The sequence below is a fragment of the Paenibacillus contaminans genome (assembly GCF_003285015.1).
Classification (GTDB): Bacteria; Bacillota; Bacilli; order Paenibacillales; family NBRC-103111; genus Paenibacillus_V; species Paenibacillus_V contaminans.
In genome coordinates, this window is sequence record NZ_QMFB01000039.1 from 1 (window position 1) to 22,205 (window position 22,205).

Genomic DNA, 22,205 nt, shown 5'->3' on the forward strand with positions numbered 1-22,205 from the left:
CTGCGAATGAGCGAGCATTCGTGAGAAAACCGCTACGAACAGAGGGAGTTGCGTTTGCCTCATTATGTCACCAGAACACGGGTTTTCGGTTAGAAATAGTGAGGTTTGCCTCACTGATAGTAAACTGTGCCTCATTATGATGATCACGATCTGTTGCACGATCAGATGCCTTACATCCCTGAAATATATAGTATAAGAGTTGAAATGCTACTAGCCGCAGTTGGACGGCGGGCAAACTACTTTACGTGGCTGAATTATTTTGAAGCGCGGCAAGGAGACAAACCAAGAGGAATTGACCGGTGAAGCGGACGTAGCTCTTTCTCGAAATCTCAGACTTCCATGCCTCTGCGCGGCACCACTGATGAATGAAATATCGTTATTTCAGGGCAGAAAGTATATCCTCCGCTGATGTTCGATTTCCCGGTAAACGCGCTTGTCCTTAGCTTATGCATATGAAGTCGCTTTCTTCGAAAGCGTTTAGGACGGCGAAGCCGTTTATCCTCGCCGAACATTTAAGAATGGGGAGTTAGCAAAGGAAAAGTAATTGTTAATGAGGCAAACGAAACGATTTCCAGCCGAACAACCGCCCATTCGAGGAAAAGTTCATTATTGCCTCTATACGCCTGAGTGAGGCGGCCATTACTGCTCGATAACCGGCAGAAGTTCTTTATGAGTCTGCGAGGAAGAGAGATATTGCCATTGTGCTCGATGCCCCCGATAAATACTCATTTCTGCACCTCGGTTCCTGCAAGAGGGGCCGTTTCGCTCCCGAACGATACTTAGGTCCTCCGTCCAACGATCATCACTTTGAACGAAAATATGCAATTTAGGCGAACCCACAGGAATCGTCCATTCTGGCCGAAACGGAAGCTATGTTTTTGCCACGGGCGGGGGTAGATTGAAATTGTTTTCAGGGCCTGCCAAGGGCAACGGACTGAAAAACATTTTTCGAGGGGGTAATACAATGCCGAGAAGAAAGACCAAGGTATACGGATTGGCTGCCATTTCGCTCATGCTGGCCGGAACCAGCTTGGCGGGGTGCAGCGGCTCGAACGAGCCGGCAGGTTCAGCGAAGCCGTCGGCGGCAGCTGCTTCCGGATCGCCGTCAGGATCGCCTTCAGTCAAACCGGACGAGAAGAAAAACGCGAAATACGATCCTCCCATCGAGGTCACTATGGTGAATCAATCGTACGGCGCCATCTCGTTCGCCGAAGGGGAGGACATGAACAACAACCGCTGGCGCACGTACATTAAAGACAATTACGGCATAACCGTCAAAACGCTTTGGGATGCGCCCGGCGACCAGCTCGATCAAAAGACGAATCTGATGATCGCCACCGGCGATATTCCGGATATTTTCCTGGTTACGCCGACGCAGCTCGTTCAATTGAACAGAGCAGGGCTAATTGAAGACTTGACCGATGTGTACAAGAACAGCGCGCCGCAGAACGTAAAAGACGTCGTCGAGCAGGCCGGCAAAGAGGTGCTGGAAGCGGCGACGATCAAAGGCAGGCTGATGGCCCTTCCGTTCACGGGCTTTCAGAAGGAAACGGTGCCGGTTGTCTGGATCCGCAACGATTGGATGAAGAAGCTGAACTTGCCGGAGCCGAAAACGATGGACGACCTGCTGGCCATTTCGAAAGCGTTTACCGAAAAAGATCCGGACGGAAACGGCAAAGCGGACACCTTCGGCTTGCCGCTCGATAAGGATCTCGGGTTTCTCGGCACGATGTTTAACGGCTATCACGCCTATAAAGATATATGGATCAAGGACCCGAGCGGCAAGCTCGTATTCGGCAGCGTGCAGCCCGAGGTGAAAACCGCACTGGCCAAGATGCAGGAATTGTATAAAAGCGGACAAATCGATAAGGAGTTCGGCGTCAAGGATGCGGTGAAAATCAATGAAAACATCGGCCAAAACCTGCTGGGCATCTATTTCGGCTCGATGACCGGCGGATATTCGCTGTCCGATTTAACGCCGGGCGTGCAGTGGACGCCTTATCCGATCCCTTCGATCGACGGCAAGCCGACCTTGCTGCAGCATGCGCTGAATATCAATTACGGATTTTGGGTGGTCAAGAAAGGCATGAAGCACCCAGAAGCGCTCTATAAGCTCGCGGACGTTTGGCTGAAGCTGTTCTATGAGAACAAAGACGATGACATCTACGTGAAATACAACAGCGATCAGAAGACCGGCTTTTTCACCCAAGCGCCCGTACTCATCTATAAATCGTTTAAAAATATGGAGATCTCCACCCATCTGGAGCCGCTGCTGAAGAGCGACAAGCCGGCCACCGCGGAGGAATTAAGCAAGCTGACGCCGGAGGAGAGACTGAACTACAGCAATATTCAAAAATACAAGCAAGGCGATCAAAGCTTCTGGAAATACGCTTCCCGGAACGGAATCGGGGGAGCCGGCGACATCATAAGAGACTACGTGAAGAACAACCAGTTTATGCCGGATCAATTTATCGGCGTTCCTACGCAGACGATGGTGCAGAAAGAAGCGATCCTCGCCAAAATGCAAAATGAAATGATGACCAAGGTCATCATGGGATCGCCGCTCGAACAGTTCGATCAATTTGTGGCGGAATGGAATAAGCTGGGCGGGGAGCAAATCACCAAGGAAGTGAACGATTGGTATAAAAGCAAATAACGGCCGGCATGGGGAGCCCTGAAGGAAGGGGGCGCTGCATGCTGCACGCGGTCGACAGCCGTCACGCGCCGAAGCTGCACTGACCAGCGGTCGACTAGCGTCACGCGTCGCCGCCGCGCGCCGTAGCTGCGCCGACATGCGGTCGACCGGCGTCACGCGCCGCCGCCGCGCGCCGTAGCTGCGCCGACATGCGATCGCTCGGCGTCACGCTCCGCCGCTGCGCGCCGGAGCTGCGCTGACCAGCGGTCGCCCAGCGTCACGCTCCGCCGCCACGCGCCGAAGCTGCACTGCCCAGCGGTCGCCCGGCGTCACGCTCCGCCGCTGCGCGCAGCAGCTGCGCCGACATGCGGTCGACCGCCGTCACGCGCGGCCCCCTTGCTCCTCCCCCCGCCGTTAACCGGGAGGACGGCTTATGCTCAAGAACATAAGGATGGAATTGCCCTTGCATTTGATGCTCTTGCCCGGACTGGCGATAGTGATCGTCTACAGCTACGGTCCGATGTTCGGCATCGTGATGGCATTCCAGGATTACTTTCCGACCCTCGGCTTTACCAAGTCTCCGTGGGTGGGACTCGACAACTTCAGTTTTTTGCTCAGCTTGCCCGATACGAAGCGGGTGTTTTGGAACACGCTGGTCATCGCCACCCTTAAAATCATCGTCGGCCTGATCGTACCGCTCGTCGTATCGCTGCTGCTGAACGAGGTAAGAAAAGAAGCGTTCAAGCGAAGCGTCCAGACGCTCGTTTACTTGCCTCATTTTTTATCGTGGGTCATTATCGGGGGCATTATGATCGATATTTTGTCTCCGTCTCAAGGGATCGTCAACAAGCTATTGGTGTTTTTCGGCATGGAGCCCGTCTATTTTCTGGGAGACAGCAGGTGGTTTCGATACGTGCTCGTCCTCTCGAACGAATGGAAGGAGTTCGGCTTCAGTACGATCATTTATTTGGCCGCCTTGGCGGGAATCAACCCTTCGCTTTACGAAGCCGCGGCTATGGACGGTGCGGGCCGGCTGCGTCAAACCTGGCATATTACGCTGCCGGGCATGCGGGCGATTATTATTCTTCTGATGACGCTTAGCTTGGGCAACGTGCTGAACGCCGGCTTCGAGCAGGTTTTCGTTTTATACAGCCCCCAAGTATACGATACCGGGGACATTATCGACACGATGGTATACCGGACCGGATTGGTGCAGGCGCAGTACAGCTTGGCCAGTGCGATCGGACTGATGAAGTCGGCAATCTCTCTCCTGCTTATTGCCGCATCTTATTTTCTTGCGTACCGGTTCGCTAATTATCGTATCTTTTGACAGGAGGAACAACGATGGTTGAGCGATCATCTTTTTCCAGAAAGCTGTTTATCGTAAGCAACTATATAGGTTTATCGTTATTGGCGCTTCTTTGCCTGCTTCCGTTAATCAACACGCTGGCGCTTTCCCTAAGCTCAAGAACGGCTGCGGAAGCGGGGCTGGTGACGCTGTGGCCGATCGGCTTCAATACGGCCTCCTATCAATACGCGCTGCAAAAGCCGGAGTTTATCCGTTCGCTCCTCGTGTCGGTGGAGAGAGTCGCACTGGGGCTGATCATCAATATGGCGCTCATTATTTTGACCGCCTATCCGCTGTCGAAGGAAGTCAAGGCGCTTCGTCTGCGCACCGTGTATGTGTGGGTATTTTTCGTCACCGTTTTGTTCGGCGGCGGGCTTATTCCTTCGTATATGATCATCCAAAAAACGGGTCTGATGGATACGATCTGGGCGCTGATCATCCCGGGGGCCGTTCCGGTTTTCAGCGTGATCCTGCTGTTGAATTTTTTCCGGGGCCTGCCCAAGGAGCTGGAGGAATCGGCTTTCATGGACGGAGCGGGGCATATCACCATTATGTGGAGAATATACGTCCCGTTATCGCTTCCGGCTTTGGCGACGCTTTCGCTTTTTTGCATCGTCGGGCATTGGAACTCGTGGTTTGACGGCATCATCTACATGCATTCGGCGGCCAAATACCCGCTGCAAAGCTATTTGCAAACGATCGTCATCGACGAGCAGCTGCTGAATTTGACGGGGAGCGAAGCGGAAACGTTCCGTAAAATTTCGGGGAGAGCGTTCCGGAACGCGCAAATATTTTTGGGTGCCCTGCCGGTACTGCTCGTTTATCCGTTCCTGCAAAAGTATTTCGTAAAAGGGATCGTTCTGGGCAGCGTCAAGGAATGAGCTTGTTCAGCAAAGCATATCGTAGAAACGGCCTTCGCCTAAGTTGCAGTTGACCGCCAACACGTATCGCCGCGCCACGAATTGAGATCTGTGCGAGGTGCAGAGGTAAACGGCATTGTCCTAGACTGGCAACGGATGAAGTGCGAGAAGCATGGGAGAGGATCGTATATGAAGCTGGCAGGAAAAATAGCGATCGTCACGGGGGCGTCACGCTCGATCGGAGCGGCGATCGCCAAACGTTACGCCATCGAAGGGGCGAAGGTTGTCGTCAATTACCGTTCGCACCCTGAGCTGGCGGAGCAGGTGGCAGATGAAATCCGCGACCGGGGAGGCGAAGCGTTCGTTTGGCGCGCAGACGTATCGCAGGAGGACGAAGTGCGGCTGATGGTGGAGGAAACCGTCCGCCGTTACGGCACAGTCGATATATTGGTCAACAACGCGGCGATGGATCCGCGCCAAGCGTGGCATGAAATATCCGCGGAGGACTGGGACCGGGTTATGAACGTTAACGTCAAATCCCAGTTTCTTTGCGCAAAGGCCGTATTTCCTTATATGAAAGCGGGCAATTACGGGAAAATCATCAACGTTTCTTCCGTCACTTTTTTTACCGGGCAAAAAAACTATGTTCACTACGTCGCCTCCAAAGGCGCGATCATCGGGTTTACGCGCGCATTGGCGCGGGAGGTCGGGGAACACGGCATCAACGTCAATTGCATCACGCCGGGAGCGGTGTATACCGAAACCGAGGCGGAGAAAATCGGTCTCGAGGCCTCCGACGCCGCAGGCGAGCTGCTCGCGGGACTTCAATGCTTGAAACGCCGCGAAACAACGGCGGATTTGGAAGGGGCTTTCGTTTTCCTCGCATCGGGGGACAGCGACTTCATTACCGGGCAAACGCTGAACGCGGACGGCGGCTGGATCATGCACTAGGCGCCAAGCGCCGCTGCCGGCTATTAAAAATAACAGGAGTGATGGTATGAAACTAGCGGAAGTTTTATCAGGATACCCGAATCGTCTTTGGACGCTGTCGAAGCAGGTCGGCGTTACGCATGCGGTTGCCCGTATGCCGGAGGAAGTGAACGGCGTGATGCCGTGGGACTATATGAGCCTGCTGTATCTGAAGCAGCGTTTTGCCGGACATGGCTTGAAGCTGGAGGTGATGGAGCCGGGGCTGGACATGCAGAAGGTCAAGCAAAGCCTGCCTGGCCGGGACGAAGAAATCGAGCAGGTGAAGCAGCTGATCCGCAATATGGGAGCGCTCGGAATCCCCGTGCTTTGCTATAACTTTATGGCGCAGTTCAATTGGATGCGGTCGTCGACAAGCATTCCGACAAGAGGCGGGGCCATGGTTACGGGTTACGATCACGAAGACATGAGGCATGCTCCGCTTACGGAAGCGGGCGTTATAAGCGAAGACCGTTTGTGGAGCGGTCTGGAGTATTTCCTCAAGCGCGTCGTTCCGGTAGCAGAGGAGGCCGGCGTGAAGCTGGCGCTTCATCCCGACGATCCGCCGCTTTCGCCGATCCGTGGCATCTCGCGGATCATTACAAGCGCCGACGCCTTGAAGCAGGCGATCGATCTGGTGCCGAGCGACTACAGCGGCATCACTTTCTGCCAAGGCACCTTGTCGACGGCGGGCGAAAACATACCGGAGCAAATTCGGCGCTTCGGAAAGCTGGATAAAATCTTTTTCGTGCACTTCAGGGACGTTCGCGGGACGCCCGAAAAATTTATCGAAACGTTCCATGACGACGGGCAAACCGACATGTTCGAAGCGATGAAAACGTACTGCGAAATCGGCTTCGACGGTCCGGTCCGGGTCGACCATGTGCCTACGATGGAAGGCGAGCGCAACGACGAGCCGGGCTACGAATCGCTGGGCAGATTGTTCGCCGTCGGTTATTTGAAGGGACTTCTGGAAGGCGCGCGCAAAACGGCGGGCTCCGGTCCGGTCGAGTAGTCTAACGTAGAGTCGAACTGCAAGCAGGCTGAACGAACGGCCCTATCCAAACTTTTATGGGAAGTGATTCTAATGTATGAGAAACGTTTATTGCCTTATCGTTATGAGTTTAATAGAGATGAGCTGGATGCGATCAAAGCGTGCAACGACGCCCACGGATTTGCCGTGGTGAAGGGCGTGCTGCCCCCAGAGCTTGTCGAAGCTTTGAAGCATTCGATCCGCGAAAACTTCGCCGCCTCCTTGCATACATCCCACGTGTTCCTGACGCCGAAGCTGACGGAAGAACTGAGCACAGCCGAAGAAGAAGAGGCCGATCCGGCCGCAGAAGAGATAACGACGCGAACGATGGTCGATTTTATCGAGAAATCGGACGCCTTGGCGAGCTTGATGACCTACGAGCCGTACATGAAAATCGTGCATGCTTTGTACGGCAATCAGCCGGTTACGCTGAACCGTTCCGCCGCCATCTACAAAAAGCCCGGCGCCGGTACCGGGCCGTGGCATACCGACTGGGAGCCGCTTGAAGGCGTATACGGCGCGAATGCGGTGCTGAACAATACCGGGGCGTGCTCGAATTGGTTTTATTTGACCGGGGTCAGTCCCGAGAGCGGAGGTCTCGCGATCGTACCGGACTCGCATACGGAGGATTGGCAGGGCTTCGAAGGCTTCGAGCTCACGGAGAACTGCAGATCATTCAAGCCCGTCGGGGGAAGCGACGGTCCTTATGACCGCTTCGATTTTGCGGAATGCCTGCCGCTTTATGCGGAACCCGGGGATTTGGTCATTTTCGCGGAACGGACGTTTCACGGCGTATTTCCGCATAACGGCAGCGAAACCCGCTTGAGTTGCGCGATCAATTTCCGGCCCGGGATAAGCGGTTTTGCCGAGTGCTGGCCGCGGTCCGAATCGACGGAGCGTTTTATCGCTTCCCAACCGCCCGAGGTTCAGCCGATCGTGCAGCATTACACGGGGCTTAGCTTTACATGGAAAAGCGATCAGGGGGAGGCGAAATAGGTGGCGAACAGTGCCCTCGATTTTAGAGGCGTCAAAGAAATTCATATCATGCCGTATTCGCATCACGACTTTGCCTGGACGAACACGAGAGAATGGCATATTCGCAGATACTTGCAGTCGTTCGGCGATATGCTCGACATCATGAGAGAGAATAAGGAATTCACGTGGATGATCGACAATGTCGCGCACAGCTTGAGCCCGTTTATACGGCACTGTCCCGAAAAAATCGAAGAGATGAAGCGGCGCGTGCAGGAAGGCAGAATTTACATCGCCAACGGCGGGGCAAGCTTGGTCAGGTCCACTTATGTAGGAGAAGAAACGTTTATCCGGAACATGGTGGAAGGCAAACGCTTTTTCCAAAAGCTGTTCGGCATCGAATCGATCGATTTTTACTATAACGCGGATGTCGGCTGCGGCCATAGCCAGCTCCCGCAAATTTTGCAGCTTGGGGGCCATCGTTACTACCGGTTCCAGCGGCCCGAGCAGGCGCTCGACTACAAAAAGGTGCCGCGCCAATTTCACTGGGAAGGGCTCGACGGCACTCGGATCGTCGTGTCCAGAGGAACGTACGGCGGGTTCATGGACGGCAGGTTCACGAACAAGGACTTCGCCGCGGAGTGGGAGGAAGCGAAGCGGGAGTTTTACGATCTAGAGCTCGTCGACAAAATCGATCCGCTGCTCCAGGCGGATATCGTCTGGCTGAATTACGGCTGCGACGACTACCTGCCATTGCGGAATTTATACGACGAGCCGATCAATATATTGGGTTTCGTAGAGGAATGGAACAAACGGGAAGACGTGAAGCTGATCTTCTCGAATCCCGGCGCGTATTTCGACCGGCTGCGGACGGACGCTCTTCCCGTTTTTACCGGCGTGCTGGATCCGTGCGAATTGTCGTATAACGCGCCGTTCCGCGGTAGCCATTCGATGTGGAGAATGCGGGGCGAGCTCGACCGGCTGATCGTAAGGGCGGAAAGCTTGGCGGCGTTCGCCGCCTTGACGGGAACGGAATATCCTTACCGGCAGCTTGAATCGCTGTGGAGCCGGTTGTTCGAGATTACCGGGCATGCCATCGAATTCGTGTACCGGGACGATTTCAACGAGCTGTATTCGATCGCATCGGGGGCTAAATCCGAAGCGGGCGCTTTGGTGAAACGGCTGTCGGAGGACATCGCAGGGAAGCTGCAGACAGCGGAAGGCTCGCAGTATGCGGCTTGTAACGTATTGAACTGGGACCGCAAGGAAATCGTCAAACTGCATATTACGAGCTCTTACGGACTCGGCGGCTTCGACCTGCTCGACAGCGCCGGCAACAAGCTGGATTACCAGATCGTAAATTTGTGCAGCGGCGACAAGCGCTACAGCAATTGCGAGTACAACGAAGTGGACGTCGTGGCCGAATTGAACGTTCCGGCCATGGGATATACGAGCGTGAGAGCGGTCAGAAACGGCGGGCTGCTTGAGGAGAAGGTCAAGGCGGACTATATCGCTCCTTTGAACCGGCCTTCCGCTCCGGATCGAGTCGTCTTGAATAACGGCGTGCTCGAGCTTGTCTTGAAAAAGGGCCGGATCGCCGAAATCAAGGAAGCTGCGACAGGCAGGACGATTCGGTCCGACCGTCCGAATGCGGCAAACGGCCTGAAATTCGTGCAAACGCCGTCGTCCGCGTACTGGGTGTCGTTCTGGGAAACGACGGCGGAATTCGGGATGGAGCCGGAGAAGTGGGAGCTGGTAGAGAACGGACCGCTGCGCTGGGTATACCGCGTAAGCGGTACGGTCGGGGCGAGCGGGTTCAGCCAGGATATCGTGCTAAACAAGTCGGAGCGCGCCGTCAGCTTCGATTTGACGCTCGATGCGGCCGGCGACGAGGGGTATTTTGCGGTCGATTTTCCCGCCGAGCCGGACACGTATTTATATGCGGACATTCCGTTCGGCGTCGAAGCGAGAGAACTTGCCGGCGAGGGCTACGGCAATATTCCGGGATCGACGATTAACTACAATGAGTTTGAACGCGCGCAGAAAGGCCAGTTTTACGCGAGGAGCTGGGCACTGTTTCAATCGGGCGAGCTGCCCGCAGCGATCGTATCGGAAAACTGCTCGATCTATTACACTCATGATACGGAGAACCACGCCGTTTCACTTATCTTGAACCGGTCGATGCCGCTTGAGGTCAAGCAGGAGGGGTGGCTGCTGCAGACGCACCCGAACATAAACGGCAAAGGCGTTCACGGCTACAAATTTTCCATGTATTTTCCGGAGGAGAAGGAGCGCTTTGCGGAAATCGCCAGATTTTCGAAAGGGAAGGCGCAGCCGATCGAAACGGTCGTCAAATATAACGGCGTGTCGGAGTATGGTTTGCCGCTTGAGCGTTCGTTCGTGAAGAGCGATTGTCCGAACGTCGTCGCAACCGCATTTTATAAGGAAAACGACAAGTATGTCCTGCGGTTGTATGAATCCGAAGGGCAAAGCTCGACGGTTAATATTGCTTTGAGCTTCCCCGTTCACCGCGCTTGCGCCGCGGATTTGCTCGGGAATGAAGCGGAATTGGCTCCGGTTTCTTACGACAAGGACAGCGGCGTCATCTCGCTTTCCGTGAAGCCGTGGCAAATCGTAACGCTGCAGTTGGAGGCGTAAAGAAGCCTCGTTGTTTGTGCGCGGGACTGCCATGCCTCTTCGCAGCACGATTGAGTGATGAATTGTCAATTTCAACGGTTAACGCAAGGCCTTCATCTTTTGTCAATCAGATGTTCTTTCGCTTTATAAAAATATGATTTTTATAAGGAGCGATATCGAATGAGCGATTATCAAAAAGACATCATGAACGACAAGCTGAGCAGGCGGAAATTGCTGGCGGCGATGGGCATGGCGGGAGCGGGAGCGGCGCTCTCCGCGATCGGAATGACGGGGCATGCAAGCGCGTCGCCGGCGACCCCGGCAACTCCGGCAACCCCCGGATCTCACGGGACACCGGCGACGCCGGCGAATCCGGCAAGTCCGGCAGGCTCCGGCGGGTCGGGAGCCATGGCAGGCATGGCGGGCTGCGGCGAATACAACGTCATGGATTACGGCGCAGTAGGCGACGGCACGACCGACGATACGGCGGCGGTCCAGAGCGCGGTTAACGCGGCGGCTGCGGCGGGGGGCGGAACCGTTTGCTTTCCGTTTACGGCGAACGGTTATTTGCTCGGCGATATTACGATAACGAAGCCGGTCAAGCTGGCTGCGGGCGGCAGGGAGGTTAAGCTGACCGCGAAAGCGGCCACAGGCAAGCTGTTTACGATCCGTTCCAGCTTTGTCGAGATCAACGGCTTTTTTATTAACATGGGGAATGCCGGCAGCTCCTCCATCGCGATTTATCTCGATACGGCGGCGCAAACGATGGAGCATATTTATTTGCGCGATCTGATCGTGTGGAACGCTTATGCGGTGCTGCGGGACGGCAAAAGCAGCAATATCATCGTCAACCTTCACGTATCCAACGTCACATGCCGAATCAATAAGGGCGTTGCGGTTCATTTGACGGATGCGTTCGCCTATACGTTTTTCAAAAATGTTAATGTCGATAACGTTCCGTCCGCTCAGATCGGAATTACGATTAATTTCGCCGGTTTTATCGTCGAGAATGCGCAGGGCTTTCATTTTGAAAATTGCGATGTGACGGGCGGTAACGGCAACGCGGGCGGCGACGGATTCGTCATCAAAAACAGCGAGGCCGTTTATTTCGATACCTGCATGGCGGATACGGTGGGCGGGGTCGGGTTTCTTTTTGAGAACGTCTGGTACTTGTATCTGGTTGCCGTCGTTTCGTCGTTATGCCATAGGGGCGGCATGACCTTGAACGGCTGCAGGTTCGTAAACGGAACGAATATCGTGATGGCGGGCAGAACTTATTTGCCGGATAAAGTTGCGAACGCGGACGGAATCAAGGCGGTCGACTCGCAGCGCATTACGATGTCCAGCCTCAGCTGCCGGTACAATACCGGGAACGGCATTACCGTCGACAGCTCCTCCTATACGATGTGGAGCACGAACGATTTATTCGAAAATACGTTAAAAGGGCTGCAGGAGAAGGGCCAAAACCTGACCGCCAACACGTTTATCGGCTGCACGTTTAATGCGAACGGCTCGAACTATCAAATCGTATCCCCGTTTACCCATGTATGCAGCGCGCTGCTGCACTCGGGAGTATTCCAGGCCAACCAAGCGGGGCCTGCAAGCTTCTGACCGTCTTTATACCGCGCGCAGCTAACGGCGCGCGGTGCGGTTTTGTATGACGGCGTTCCGCCGCATCGGACAAGAAATGGATGGGGAAGTATAATCGGGCGATAGGGAGCGATTTGGATGAGCGATGGGGCGAGCAAAACGATGAATGACCGAATGTCGAGGCGAAAAATGCTGACGGCAATGGGGATGGCCGGAGCGGGAGCGGCGATGGCCGCAATGGGAGTGCCGGCAAATACGGCGGAAGCAGCTCCTAAGAACATCGGAACGGGGATGAAAGAAGACTTCGGCATTGTTAATCCGGTCGCGTTGTTTGGCGCGAAGGGAAACGGCATCGACGACGACACGGCCGCCATTCAACAGGCGCTCGATACGGGCAAGGCCGTTTATTTGCCGCGCGGGGCGTACCGCGTGACGAACACGCTTTTTTTCAAGGGATCGGGTTCGAGGCTTTTGGGGGAAGGGACCTATTCGCTGCTGGCGCTTCCCATGATTCCGAAGGGATCGGTCATTATCTCCGAGGTGCCGAGCGGACAGCCGACGGTGAAGGTGCCGGACGGCTTGCAGCATGTAGATATATCAAAGCTGACGATCAAGCGGCTCGTTTCGTCGGTTTCGGGGAATACAGGGCTCTATTTTGAAGGAAACAGCAATTTGTGCTCCGTTCGCGACGTGGAAATTTCCGGCCATTATGTGGGGCTCTGGCTCGGATCGACGGGTTATTCGACGGTCGAGAACTTATTTTCGCATGACAACTACGCGCATGGCGTGTATATGGTCAACAGCGGCATTAACGGAGCGCTGCAATGGCAGTTCAACAACGTGCTTTCGCAGCTCAATAATGCGTGGGGCATTTGCGTGCAGTCGGCGGTCAACAGCGTCGGCTTCGTGACGATGGGGAACATGTTCAGGCTGAATACGTTCGGCAACAGATCGGGCGGGATATGCTTCCTCGGCAGGGCCGACACGCCGATCAACGGGATCCGGATCGACAATAGCTTCTTCGGGGAAGACGGCGGCGACGAGATTTATCTCGACACGTACGGAGGAGGCTCCCATAAAATACAGTCCACCTACACCGAAGCGGCGGGGACAGGCCTGACGGGCGTCGGACAGGCGACGCCTCCTTCCGGGGCGGGGCATGGGCTGAAGGTTACCGCGAACGTTTACTCGGTCACCGTATCCGATTGCTTTTTCATCAACCATTCCTACAATGGCGTGGACTGCTCGGCGGAACAATCCGTCATTACGGGCTGCGACCTTCGCATTAACGGCTGCGCCGGCGCAGCCGGAACCCAGGTTGGCATCAATATCGTCAGCGGCCAGTCGCTTATCACGGGCAATAAGTCGATGGGGCAGCAATTCGGCGTTTTCCTGAACAACGACGGATATCATATGGTCGCGCAAAACAGGCTGTCCCAAAATACCGTAGCGCCTGTCGCCGCCGCCGTGGCGATTCCGAATTCGATTATTGCGCCGAATATAACGGCGGGATAGCAGGAAGGTTTGACCGGCTAAGAGGCTGCGCACGATGCGAAAAATACCGCGCAGCTCTTGGAGCTGCGGTGCAGCTTAGCATGGCGGCATCTCGCCGCATATGCGTTAAAAAGATCCGCCGGTTCGTTGTGAATCGGCGGGTTTTTGATTTGCCGGCCGATAGTTGGAAAGCGGTTGTGAGATACCCCTCGGCAGCGTCATCAATGAAAACCGTGAAGTTAGCTGCATTAACGGTTAACCACGTTATGTTAGGGTGCGACGGGTAATTCGATGTCCCGTTAACTTCATTCTGGACATTTTTGGGTGCGGCATGGCAATATGTAAGTCATAATAACCGCTCAGTAACCCCGTAAGGCTGTGAGCGCTAAAGAAGCGGCTGAACGAAACGATACGATACGATACGAGTACGAACCGAATGCGAATCGATCAATTTACGCATCGGCGTTCACGCTTACGCTTGATACAATTAGCTTTTCTAGGAGGAGCAACTATGCAGCTATTCGGCAAGCAATGGACGCGGCGCGAGCTTGAAGCGCGGGTAGGCCGGCTGGAGCAAATCGGCGGCGTTCAAAGATTGAAACGGCTGGAGGGGCATGAAACGGATGTCGAGCTCATCCACGTCAATACCGGCGCCGGGCTTTCCTACTACGTCAGCCCGATGAAGGGATTGGACATTTCCCTCACGGAGTTTGCGGGCGTGCCGATCAGCTGGCAGGCCGCGAACGGGGATGCGCATCCGGCCTACTATGACGATCGCGGGGCCGAATGGCTGCGCACGGCTTCGGGCGGGCTGTTGATGACGTGCGGTTTAACGCAGGCGGGGGCGCCGAACGAAGATAACGGAGAAAAGCTGGGCTTGCACGGCCGCGCGCATCACCTCCCGGCCAAGCAAGTAGCGGCTAGAGGAGAATGGATCGGCGACGAGTACGAAATGTGCGTGTCCGGAATCGTTGAGGAAACCGCGATGGCCGGCAACCATTTGCGGATGACGCGCGACATTTCCAGCAAACTCGGCGATAACCGTATCCGCATCCGGGACGTTGTGGAAAATGCCGGCTTCGCACCTGCTCCGCATATGATGATGTACCATTTCAACTTCGGGTTTCCGCTGCTTGCGGAGGAAACGACGATTGAACTGCCCTCGGAGGGATATTCGATGCGCGATGCCGCTTCGCGCGCCGATGAGTACGGAACATGGCAGGCGCCGGATCCGAACGTTGCCGAGCAGGTGCTGTTTCACCGCATCGTTCCGGGCGAACGGATTACGGCGAAGATCCGGAACCCGCAGTTTCCGGTTGCAAACGGCTTGGCTTCGCTCCCGCTGGAGGCGCGCTTGAGCTGGCATACGGCCAATCTGCCGCAGCTTGTGCAGTGGCGCATGCCCGGCGCCGGCCTCCATGTGCTCGGCATCGAACCGGCTAACTGCCTGACGTTCGGACGAGCAGCCGAACGGGAGGCAGGCAGGTTAGTTATGCTCGGCCCCGGGGAGAGCGTGACCTATGAATTGGAGCTGGAGCTAAAGGTGCTTTAGAGTAAATAAGCTTCCAAAATCCACGGTTTATGGGAATGGAGGCTTATTTATTGATTTAGTGTTAAAAGAAAAATAAACCATTAGACTGAAGAATATATTTGACTCGGAAATTATAGTTGTAGACTGGGAAAATAAAGTATTAGGCTGACATGGCGGTGCTGAACGGGCAGGATAATTTAATCATTTCGCCGAATAATTATCACCAACAAACGGAATTACAAGAAAGGTGTTTAACATTTGTTTTTGATTGGAATATTCCCGACACACCCCGCGGAAAGAAAGAGGTTATGGTGAACCGGAGGCTGCTCTCCAAGGCCGGGAAAGAGTGTCGGAAGTGCCAATATGGCAGCGTCTCGTAGATTCCAGTTCAATGTCTCATATTATGAAACAACATCGAATTTCAAAGTATTTCGATGTACTACGATATGTTCACCTGTTGATTTATTCATTACTTGAGACACTTCTTCGGTATGTGTTATCTCAATCCAATCATTTTGTATATCTACCAATAATTTTACTTCCACATTATTTTCTCCGTATTTTAAACCACTATAAGATAATTTCGTCATTGTCTTCATTCCTTTCTTCATGATGAATATGTGTCGAATGCGATTTTCCATAAACAGCGTGCTGCGTCATGTGATTTATTTTCATCCTCGGCTGCTCACTATTGTTCCAACTCACTTGCCGGTAATGAACTTCCTCATGATCGACGGCTCCGGAGACCCGAACGGCGAGCCGTTCGCCCAGGCGACGGAAGCGCTGTACAGCTTTGCCTACGCGGTGAAGATGTCCTACAGAAGCGACGATGTGCCGGCCGGCTACTACGAGTACACGGTGTTGACGCTCGAGGGCGTGTGGGATTTGGTAGACTGGACGAAACTCCCGACGGACAGGACGAATCTGGACGAGGAGCCGGCCAGCTTGACGGAGTCTGCTAGGTTGAGGACGGTGCTTCGTTTTCAAGTGGAGAGACGGTAATCTTTCATAGTTCTTTCATAGCCATCTGATAGACTGGAAGCTGGTCCGTCAAGTCTAATAGGAAGGTGTGGGAATTATGTATCTCTTACGTAAATCATGCATGCTCATTCTGGCTGTGTCGCTGATGCTGTCCGGCATCTTGTCGATGGCCCCGGCACCAAGCGCCGAGGCCGCCGTGGACGGCTTCGAATATGAGGATATCGGTGGCGGAAAAGCGAGAGTCACCAGCTATACAGGAGCGGGCGGGGAGGTCGTCATTCCCGATCAATTAGGCGGATTGGACGTGACCGAGATTGGAGAGAGTGCATTCTTTAGGAAGTCGCTCACACAGGTGACCATCCCGAACACGGTGACGTCGATCGGAGCCTCTGCGTTCCGGAGCAACCAACTGATAGAGGTGTCGATTCCGAACGGGGTCACGTCCATTGGAGCAAGTGCGTTCCAACAGAATCGAATCGAGGAGCTGACGATTCCGGCCGGCGTCACGTCGATTTCCGATGAGGCATTTTACTTGAATCAGTTGTCCGAATTAGTCATTCCGGATCACGTAACAGCCATTGGCGCACGAGCGTTCCGAGAAAATACGCTGACAGAGCTGGTGATTGGCGATGGCGTGACGACGATTGGCGAAGAAGCGTTCTATCACAATCAATTGACGAATCTTACCATTCCAGACGCGGTAACGACGATCGGGAGACAAGCATTCCAGGAAAATGATCTGGAGCAGCTGACGATCGGCAATGGGGTGACAACCATCGGCATAGGAGCGTTCCATCGCAATGTACTGACAGAGCTGACGATCCCGGGGACGGTAACGACGATCGGGATGGAGGCGTTCAAAGAAAATCAGCTGACAGAGTTGACGCTCTCCAGCGGACTGACGACCATCGAGGAGGGAGTGTTCAAGAACAATCAACTGACGGAGCTGACGATCCCGGGGACGGTAACGACGATCGGGAGAGAGGCGTTCCAAGTAAATCAGCTGACCCGGCTGACGATCGAACCCGGGGTGACGAGTATTGTCGAGCGTGCCTTCGCTAACAATCAGATTGATGAGATGGTCTTGCCAAACACATTAACGTCCATCGGCAGAGAGGCATTCGCTTACAATCAACTAACGGAGCTTGCGATTCCTGCCAGCGTGACGACATTCGGAGAGGCGGCATTCCTTAGAAACCGATTGACCCGGCTGACCGTCCCGGACGCAATGACGACGATCGGCAAGGATATGTTCAAACACAATCAACTGACCGAGGTGCACTTTCCGGCCACGGTCACGGAAATCAGCGAGAGTGCGTTCGGATACAATGCGCTCGCGGAGCTCACGATTCCAGGGCACATCGCGTTGATCGGCCGGCATGCGTTCGCAAACAATCCGCTGACCAAGCTGACGATCGAGGATGGCGTGGCAAAGCGGATCGGATACTTCGCGTTCTCCTATGGTTCACTCGAGGAGCTGATCATTCCGGCGAGTGTCACACATGTGGAAAGTGGGGCATTCTGGAGCAATCGAATCGCTTACGTGATGTTTCTCCATCCGAATACCGATATTGCCGGTAACGCCTTCGCCATTAATTGGGATATTGCCATATATGGTGAGGATCCTTCTACAGCAAAGACGCTCGCCGAGAATATCGGCGTCCCGTTCATGGCGTCATCGAATGCTGAGCTGGCGAATCTGGAGCTGGATATACCGGGGCTGACCTTCGATCCGAACGAGCGAGAGTTCAGATTGTGGACGAATGCGGCTTCCGTCGTGGCGACGGCGAAGAGTGCGGTGCCATTTTCGGAAGTGAAGATCAATGGGGTGACGGTTTCGTACGGGGCGAGCGCGGCGCCTATGGTCCTCGATGTGGGGACGGAGACAATCGTGGTGGATGTGACGGCGCCGGATGCTTCCACGGCACAATACGACGTCGTGCTGCAGGTGGAACGAACGGCCCCGGCGCTCGAATTGTTGGCGAGTCCGGCGGGCGCGACGAACGGGGACGTGACCGTCACCGCTGACGTATATGATGCGGACAGCGGAATCGAGAGCTTGAAGTGGGCGGTAGGCGCGCAATCGGCGGCCTTCTTCGCGGGCGGGGGGAGCGTGTTCGAGGAGGAGTTTACGGTGGACCGCAATGGCACGTACACGGTGTACGCGCGCGATCGAGCGGGGAACGAGACGGTGGAGACGATCGCAATCGCGAACATTCACCGTGTCGGGCCAACGGTGGATGTGACGGCGAATCCGTCGGGGCCGACGAACGGGGACGTGACGGTGACGGCGGACGTGTATGACCGCGGCGTCGGGATCGCGAGTCTGCGTTGGGCGGACGGCATGCGGGCGGCAAGCTTCTTTGCCGGCGGCGGCGGGCAAGAGTTCACCGAGGAGTTTACCGTGGGCGGTAACGGGACGTATTCCGTGTACGCGCGCGACCATACGGGGAACGAGACGGTGGAGACGATAGCGATTGCAAATATCGATCGGTTGGCGCCGACGGTGCAGCTGACGGCAAGTCCGACGGGACGGACGACCGGGGCGGTGACGGTGACGGCTGCCGCCTACGGAACGGGGAGCGGGATCGTGAGTCTGAAGTGGGCGGCTGGCACGCATGCGGCGACCTTCTTCGTCGATGGCGGCACCGCGTTGACCGACCGATTCACCGTCAGCACGAACGGCACATACACCGTCTACGCGCGCGACGAGGCAGGGAACGAAGCGGTGGAGACGATCGCCATTGCCAATATCGTTCCGCCGCCAGGTCCGGACGAGCCTGATGAGCCTTCAGAGGAGCCTGCTTCCGAGCCGGAGCCCAAGACTGAGGTGAAGCTCGAGGGCGGCGTCATTGTGATCCGCGTCGGCCCTCGGGATATCAAGGAGGTTAAACAAGAGGACGGCACAATCGTGGAAAAGGTGATCCTGCCCGCAGAGGTCGAGAAGCAAATTCCGAAGCTGCTGGAACTGGCGGAGCGCCCGCTTGTCCGGATCGTGATCGACGAACGGGCGTCTGAAGTCCAGCTGAAGCTGCCTGCGGGAGCGCTGCGCGATACGCTGGCCGTCCGTTCGGACGTCGTGTTCGAGGCGCGGCTGAACGGCTCGAGCTTCCAGCTGGAAGTGAATGTGCTGGATCTGGAATGTCTGGCTACGCAGTTCGGCACAGACGTGGACGGCTTGGTGGTGAACATCGTCATCCGGGCGGTGGCGGGCGCGGAGCTGGCCGCGCTGACGCAAGCGGCGGGTGAGCAGGGCATGAAGCTTCTCAGCGATGCGATTGAGTTCCAGCTCCTCGTATCGGGCGGCGGGCAGGAGCTGGAAGTGACCGACTTCGGCGGCGTGTATATGGTGAAGTCGATTGTTCTGGATGAAGGCTTGGCCGAGCGGAATGTGATGGCAGTCTTGTATGATTCGGAGAGACGGACGTTCACCTTCGTTCCGACCGTCGCCGCGCGGCTCGGCGACGAGCGCTCGGAGATGGTGATGCGGATGCCGCACAATAGTATTTACGCGGTGATGGAAGCGGAGCCGATTCGGTTCACCGACATGTCGGCGCATTGGGCGGCCCCAGAGGTCGAGTATATGGCGTCGAAGCGGATCGTCAGCGGCGTGTCGAATACGGCGTACGCGCCGGATCGCGCCATTACGCGCGCGGAATTTACGGCGCTGCTCGTGCGGGCGCTCGGATTGCGCGTCCAGCCGGTTGCTTCGGGCGATGTGTTCGCGGACGTTACGGCAAGTGCCTGGTATGCGTCCGTGGTGGAAGCGGGTGTCCAGGCCGGGCTCGTCCGAGGGATGAGTGAGTCGAGCTTCGCGCCGGAGGAAGCCGTTACGCGGGAGCAGATGGCCGTCATGCTGGCGAACTCGCGCGCGATCGCAACCGGGGAGACGGCGCGGTCCGGCGCGGCGGCGAGCGTGCTGAGAAGGTTTGTCGATGCCGCGGAGCTCTCACCTTGGGCGGTCGATGCGATGGCTACGGCTGTTGCCGCAGGTTGGATCCAAGGCATGGGCGCCTATCGGCTCGCGTCGGCCGACATGGCGACACGCGCGCAAGCGGCGGTTATGCTGGAGCGGTTGTTGCGCGAGATCGGATTCGTGGAATAAGCGATGATCATCTTCTGAAGAGGGCCCGGGGGCCCTCTTTTACTTCTCGCGCGCCTAGCAAAGCTGGGCACAACAGGCAACTGATGGAGAGAGCCAAAGGTTGAAACCCCGTGACAAAGTAACTCCTGCGGGAGTGCGAGCAAATCAGCAGGCCGTAACTTGAAGTGAATCCTGCCGCATCGTCAAAGAAAGAGTTAAGAATTGTCGGGTGACAAGAACAATATCTCATTAAAAGCCGCGTAAATAGCGGCTTCTTGTGTTTGTGGGATAAAGTTCTTGTCAAAACCAAATGACAAGAACTTTATCCCATTCCCGAAATTGACAAGAACATTATCTCATTCCCGACAGGTCGCCTTAACGAAATAAGATGGGATATTATCAAGTATCAATTGTGTCTCCTGGGCAAGTTGATTGAAGTAACGGGCAGGATAGTTCCAATATGTGGTATTGTATAATAGTGATAAATCAACGACCCCGCCAGGTAACAATGCCTTACGGAAAGTCGTGTGGGAGTGTTAATTGGATGTAACACTGAGTGGAAGGAGCAAACATGATTTTAGATCCAGTACATGAGAATATTATTATTACGGATAATGTCATTAATGATTTGATACAAGCTTCGGCATTCCAAAGATTGAAGGGATTAAAGCAACAAGGAAATACTTATTTTTTACTTTCCAATACTACTCATAATCGTTACTCCCATTCACTAGGTGTTTATGAAAATATGCGGAAGATGATAAATCAACTTACAAAGAATGACATGTTATTCACTGACAATGAGATCGAGATAGCCTTAATATCTGCCCTAATGCACGATATAGGACATGGTCCTTATTCACACTGCTTTGAACACATTACTGACATTCACCATGAAAAATGGACAGTAAGAATAATAAGAGAGAATGCTGAGATCTCCAGTATCTTATCGGGATCTACAGGATTATTAGAAGCGGTAATCGCAGTAATTGAACGAACAGGGGAGTATCCACTAATTGAAGAATTGCTCTTCTCTCAGATTGGTGCTGATAAATTAGATTATCACCTAAGAGACTTATACTTCTCTGAAATAAGCCAAGAACCATATAGCTTAGAAGGACTTATTGGAGGGTTACACTTCCATTCGGGAAAGTTGGTATTGGACTCAAATGCTATTCAAGAAGTAGAGAAATTTATACTTATTAAAAGAAAGCTTTTCGAACAAGGATTTAATCATCCAGATGTTATCGGTAAAGACGTATTATTGAAACTCTTATTTAGAAGAGCAAAATATCTATTTGAACATAAAGAACTTGATAAGTTTCCTGCAATATTAACCTCTTTATTCGTCGGTGAATATTGGACCTTAGATAATTACCTCCAATTAAATGATCAGGTTATTTTTAATATTGTACAAGATTGGTCAGAAAACAGAGACTTAGTGATGTCGGAACTAAGTAATAAGTACATATCTAGCATAGAAGCTTCTATTAAGTGGATAGAACTAAATGATGATTTAGTAGAACATATTAAGTTAACGGATCCATATACATCTCAGCTTTTTACGCAAGATGAAAAGTATGTTTGTTACCGGGCAGGTATTTATGTTTTGGATAAATCAGGACGATTAGTTGATATTTGTGAAAAATCGCAAACTATTAAGCAGCACTCAACTTACAAACCTAAAAAATATTTTTACTATTTAGGATAGTCTCTCCAATGACAATAGGCTGCCGAAATTGACGGCAGCCTGTTCCGCTAACGGGTACATTACTTGAGTGACTACAGCGGCAGTCTAAGACTTTATTTTTCAAGTCTTGGTCCGCCGCTGCTTCTTTTAAATGGATCAGTGTAAAACTTATTTTTCAAAAGCTGACGATTAATCAATTCAAAAACCGCATTAAATCAAAGACTCCAGTCTAAAACTTTATTTTCACCGAATATTTAGCACTTTAAGTGAGGCTTTTTTTCATCAGCGCAAAATTATTATTCTTCACAATCGCGTCCATGTGCGAAATGACAATTGAGAATTAATAGGTATGTCGGCTAAACTGATTGGCGTTAGGGTCTGGGC

At 54.0% G+C, this 22,205-nt stretch carries 15 protein-coding genes; 13 read left to right on the forward strand and 2 right to left on the reverse strand.

What is annotated here, in order from left to right; genetic code table 11:
• Positions 1-964 precede the first annotated feature (964 nt).
• The gene (locus tag DQG23_RS36630; protein ID WP_113036006.1) at positions 965-2,656 is read left to right on the forward strand and encodes an extracellular solute-binding protein; all 1,692 of its coding nucleotides are present in this window, start codon (positions 965-967) and stop codon (positions 2,654-2,656) included.
• Between the two features lie 256 nt (positions 2,657-2,912).
• Here the strand turns inward: DQG23_RS36630 and DQG23_RS41975 are convergent, their stop codons facing one another.
• Positions 2,913-3,104 (reverse strand): hypothetical protein, encoded by a 192-nt coding sequence (locus DQG23_RS41975; protein ID WP_146762456.1) that lies wholly within the window; start codon positions 3,102-3,104, stop codon positions 2,913-2,915.
• Between DQG23_RS41975 and DQG23_RS36635 the strand changes: the two genes are divergently transcribed.
• From DQG23_RS36635 to DQG23_RS36675, 9 genes are all read left to right on the forward strand, one after another.
• Positions 3,069-3,965 (forward strand): ABC transporter permease, encoded by an 897-nt coding sequence (locus DQG23_RS36635; RefSeq protein WP_113036007.1) that lies wholly within the window; start codon positions 3,069-3,071, stop codon positions 3,963-3,965. The two genes, DQG23_RS41975 and DQG23_RS36635, sit on opposite strands and share 36 nt — an antisense overlap.
• Before the next feature lie 14 nt (positions 3,966-3,979).
• A complete protein-coding gene (locus DQG23_RS36640) occupies positions 3,980-4,864 on the forward strand; it encodes a carbohydrate ABC transporter permease (protein WP_113036008.1) in 885 nt (294 codons plus the stop codon).
• A 168-nt stretch (positions 4,865-5,032) separates the two neighbouring features.
• A complete protein-coding gene (locus DQG23_RS36645; RefSeq protein ID WP_158560890.1) occupies positions 5,033-5,794 on the forward strand; it encodes an SDR family NAD(P)-dependent oxidoreductase in 762 nt (253 codons plus the stop codon).
• A gap of 46 nt (positions 5,795-5,840) precedes the next feature.
• A complete protein-coding gene (locus DQG23_RS36650) occupies positions 5,841-6,824 on the forward strand; it encodes a mannonate dehydratase (protein WP_113036010.1) in 984 nt (327 codons plus the stop codon).
• A gap of 72 nt (positions 6,825-6,896) precedes the next feature.
• On the forward strand, positions 6,897-7,838 hold the full coding sequence (locus DQG23_RS36655) for a phytanoyl-CoA dioxygenase family protein (RefSeq protein WP_113036011.1): 942 nt from the start codon (positions 6,897-6,899) through the stop codon (positions 7,836-7,838).
• On the forward strand, positions 7,839-10,472 hold the full coding sequence (locus DQG23_RS36660) for a glycoside hydrolase family 38 N-terminal domain-containing protein (RefSeq protein ID WP_113036012.1): 2,634 nt from the start codon (positions 7,839-7,841) through the stop codon (positions 10,470-10,472).
• A gap of 159 nt (positions 10,473-10,631) precedes the next feature.
• Complete coding sequence (locus DQG23_RS36665) at positions 10,632-12,062, forward strand: hypothetical protein (protein WP_158560891.1); 1,431 nt, start codon at positions 10,632-10,634, stop codon at positions 12,060-12,062.
• Between the two features lie 117 nt (positions 12,063-12,179).
• Complete coding sequence (locus tag DQG23_RS36670) at positions 12,180-13,556, forward strand: glycosyl hydrolase family 28-related protein (RefSeq protein WP_113036013.1); 1,377 nt, start codon at positions 12,180-12,182, stop codon at positions 13,554-13,556.
• Between the two features lie 490 nt (positions 13,557-14,046).
• On the forward strand, positions 14,047-15,087 hold the full coding sequence (locus tag DQG23_RS36675) for an aldose 1-epimerase family protein (RefSeq protein ID WP_113036014.1): 1,041 nt from the start codon (positions 14,047-14,049) through the stop codon (positions 15,085-15,087).
• Positions 15,088-15,467: 380 nt separating this feature from the next.
• Here the strand turns inward: DQG23_RS36675 and DQG23_RS36680 are convergent, their stop codons facing one another.
• Positions 15,468-15,656: a hypothetical protein gene (locus DQG23_RS36680; RefSeq protein WP_113036045.1), complete on the reverse strand. Its 189-nt coding sequence runs from the start codon at positions 15,654-15,656 to the stop codon at positions 15,468-15,470.
• A gap of 37 nt (positions 15,657-15,693) precedes the next feature.
• On the opposite strand from DQG23_RS36680, the gene DQG23_RS42685 reads away from it, so the two are divergent.
• The 3 genes from DQG23_RS42685 (at position 15,694) to DQG23_RS36695 (ending at position 21,842) form a co-directional block, all read left to right on the forward strand.
• On the forward strand, positions 15,694-16,068 hold the full coding sequence (locus DQG23_RS42685) for a hypothetical protein (protein ID WP_192894685.1): 375 nt from the start codon (positions 15,694-15,696) through the stop codon (positions 16,066-16,068).
• A 76-nt stretch (positions 16,069-16,144) separates the two neighbouring features.
• Positions 16,145-20,152, forward strand: a complete 4,008-nt coding sequence (locus DQG23_RS36690; protein WP_113036015.1) for a leucine-rich repeat protein — start codon at positions 16,145-16,147, stop codon at positions 20,150-20,152.
• A gap of 535 nt (positions 20,153-20,687) precedes the next feature.
• On the forward strand, positions 20,688-21,842 hold the full coding sequence (locus DQG23_RS36695) for an HD domain-containing protein (RefSeq protein WP_146762458.1): 1,155 nt from the start codon (positions 20,688-20,690) through the stop codon (positions 21,840-21,842).
• The last annotated feature ends 363 nt before the right edge of the window (positions 21,843-22,205 follow it).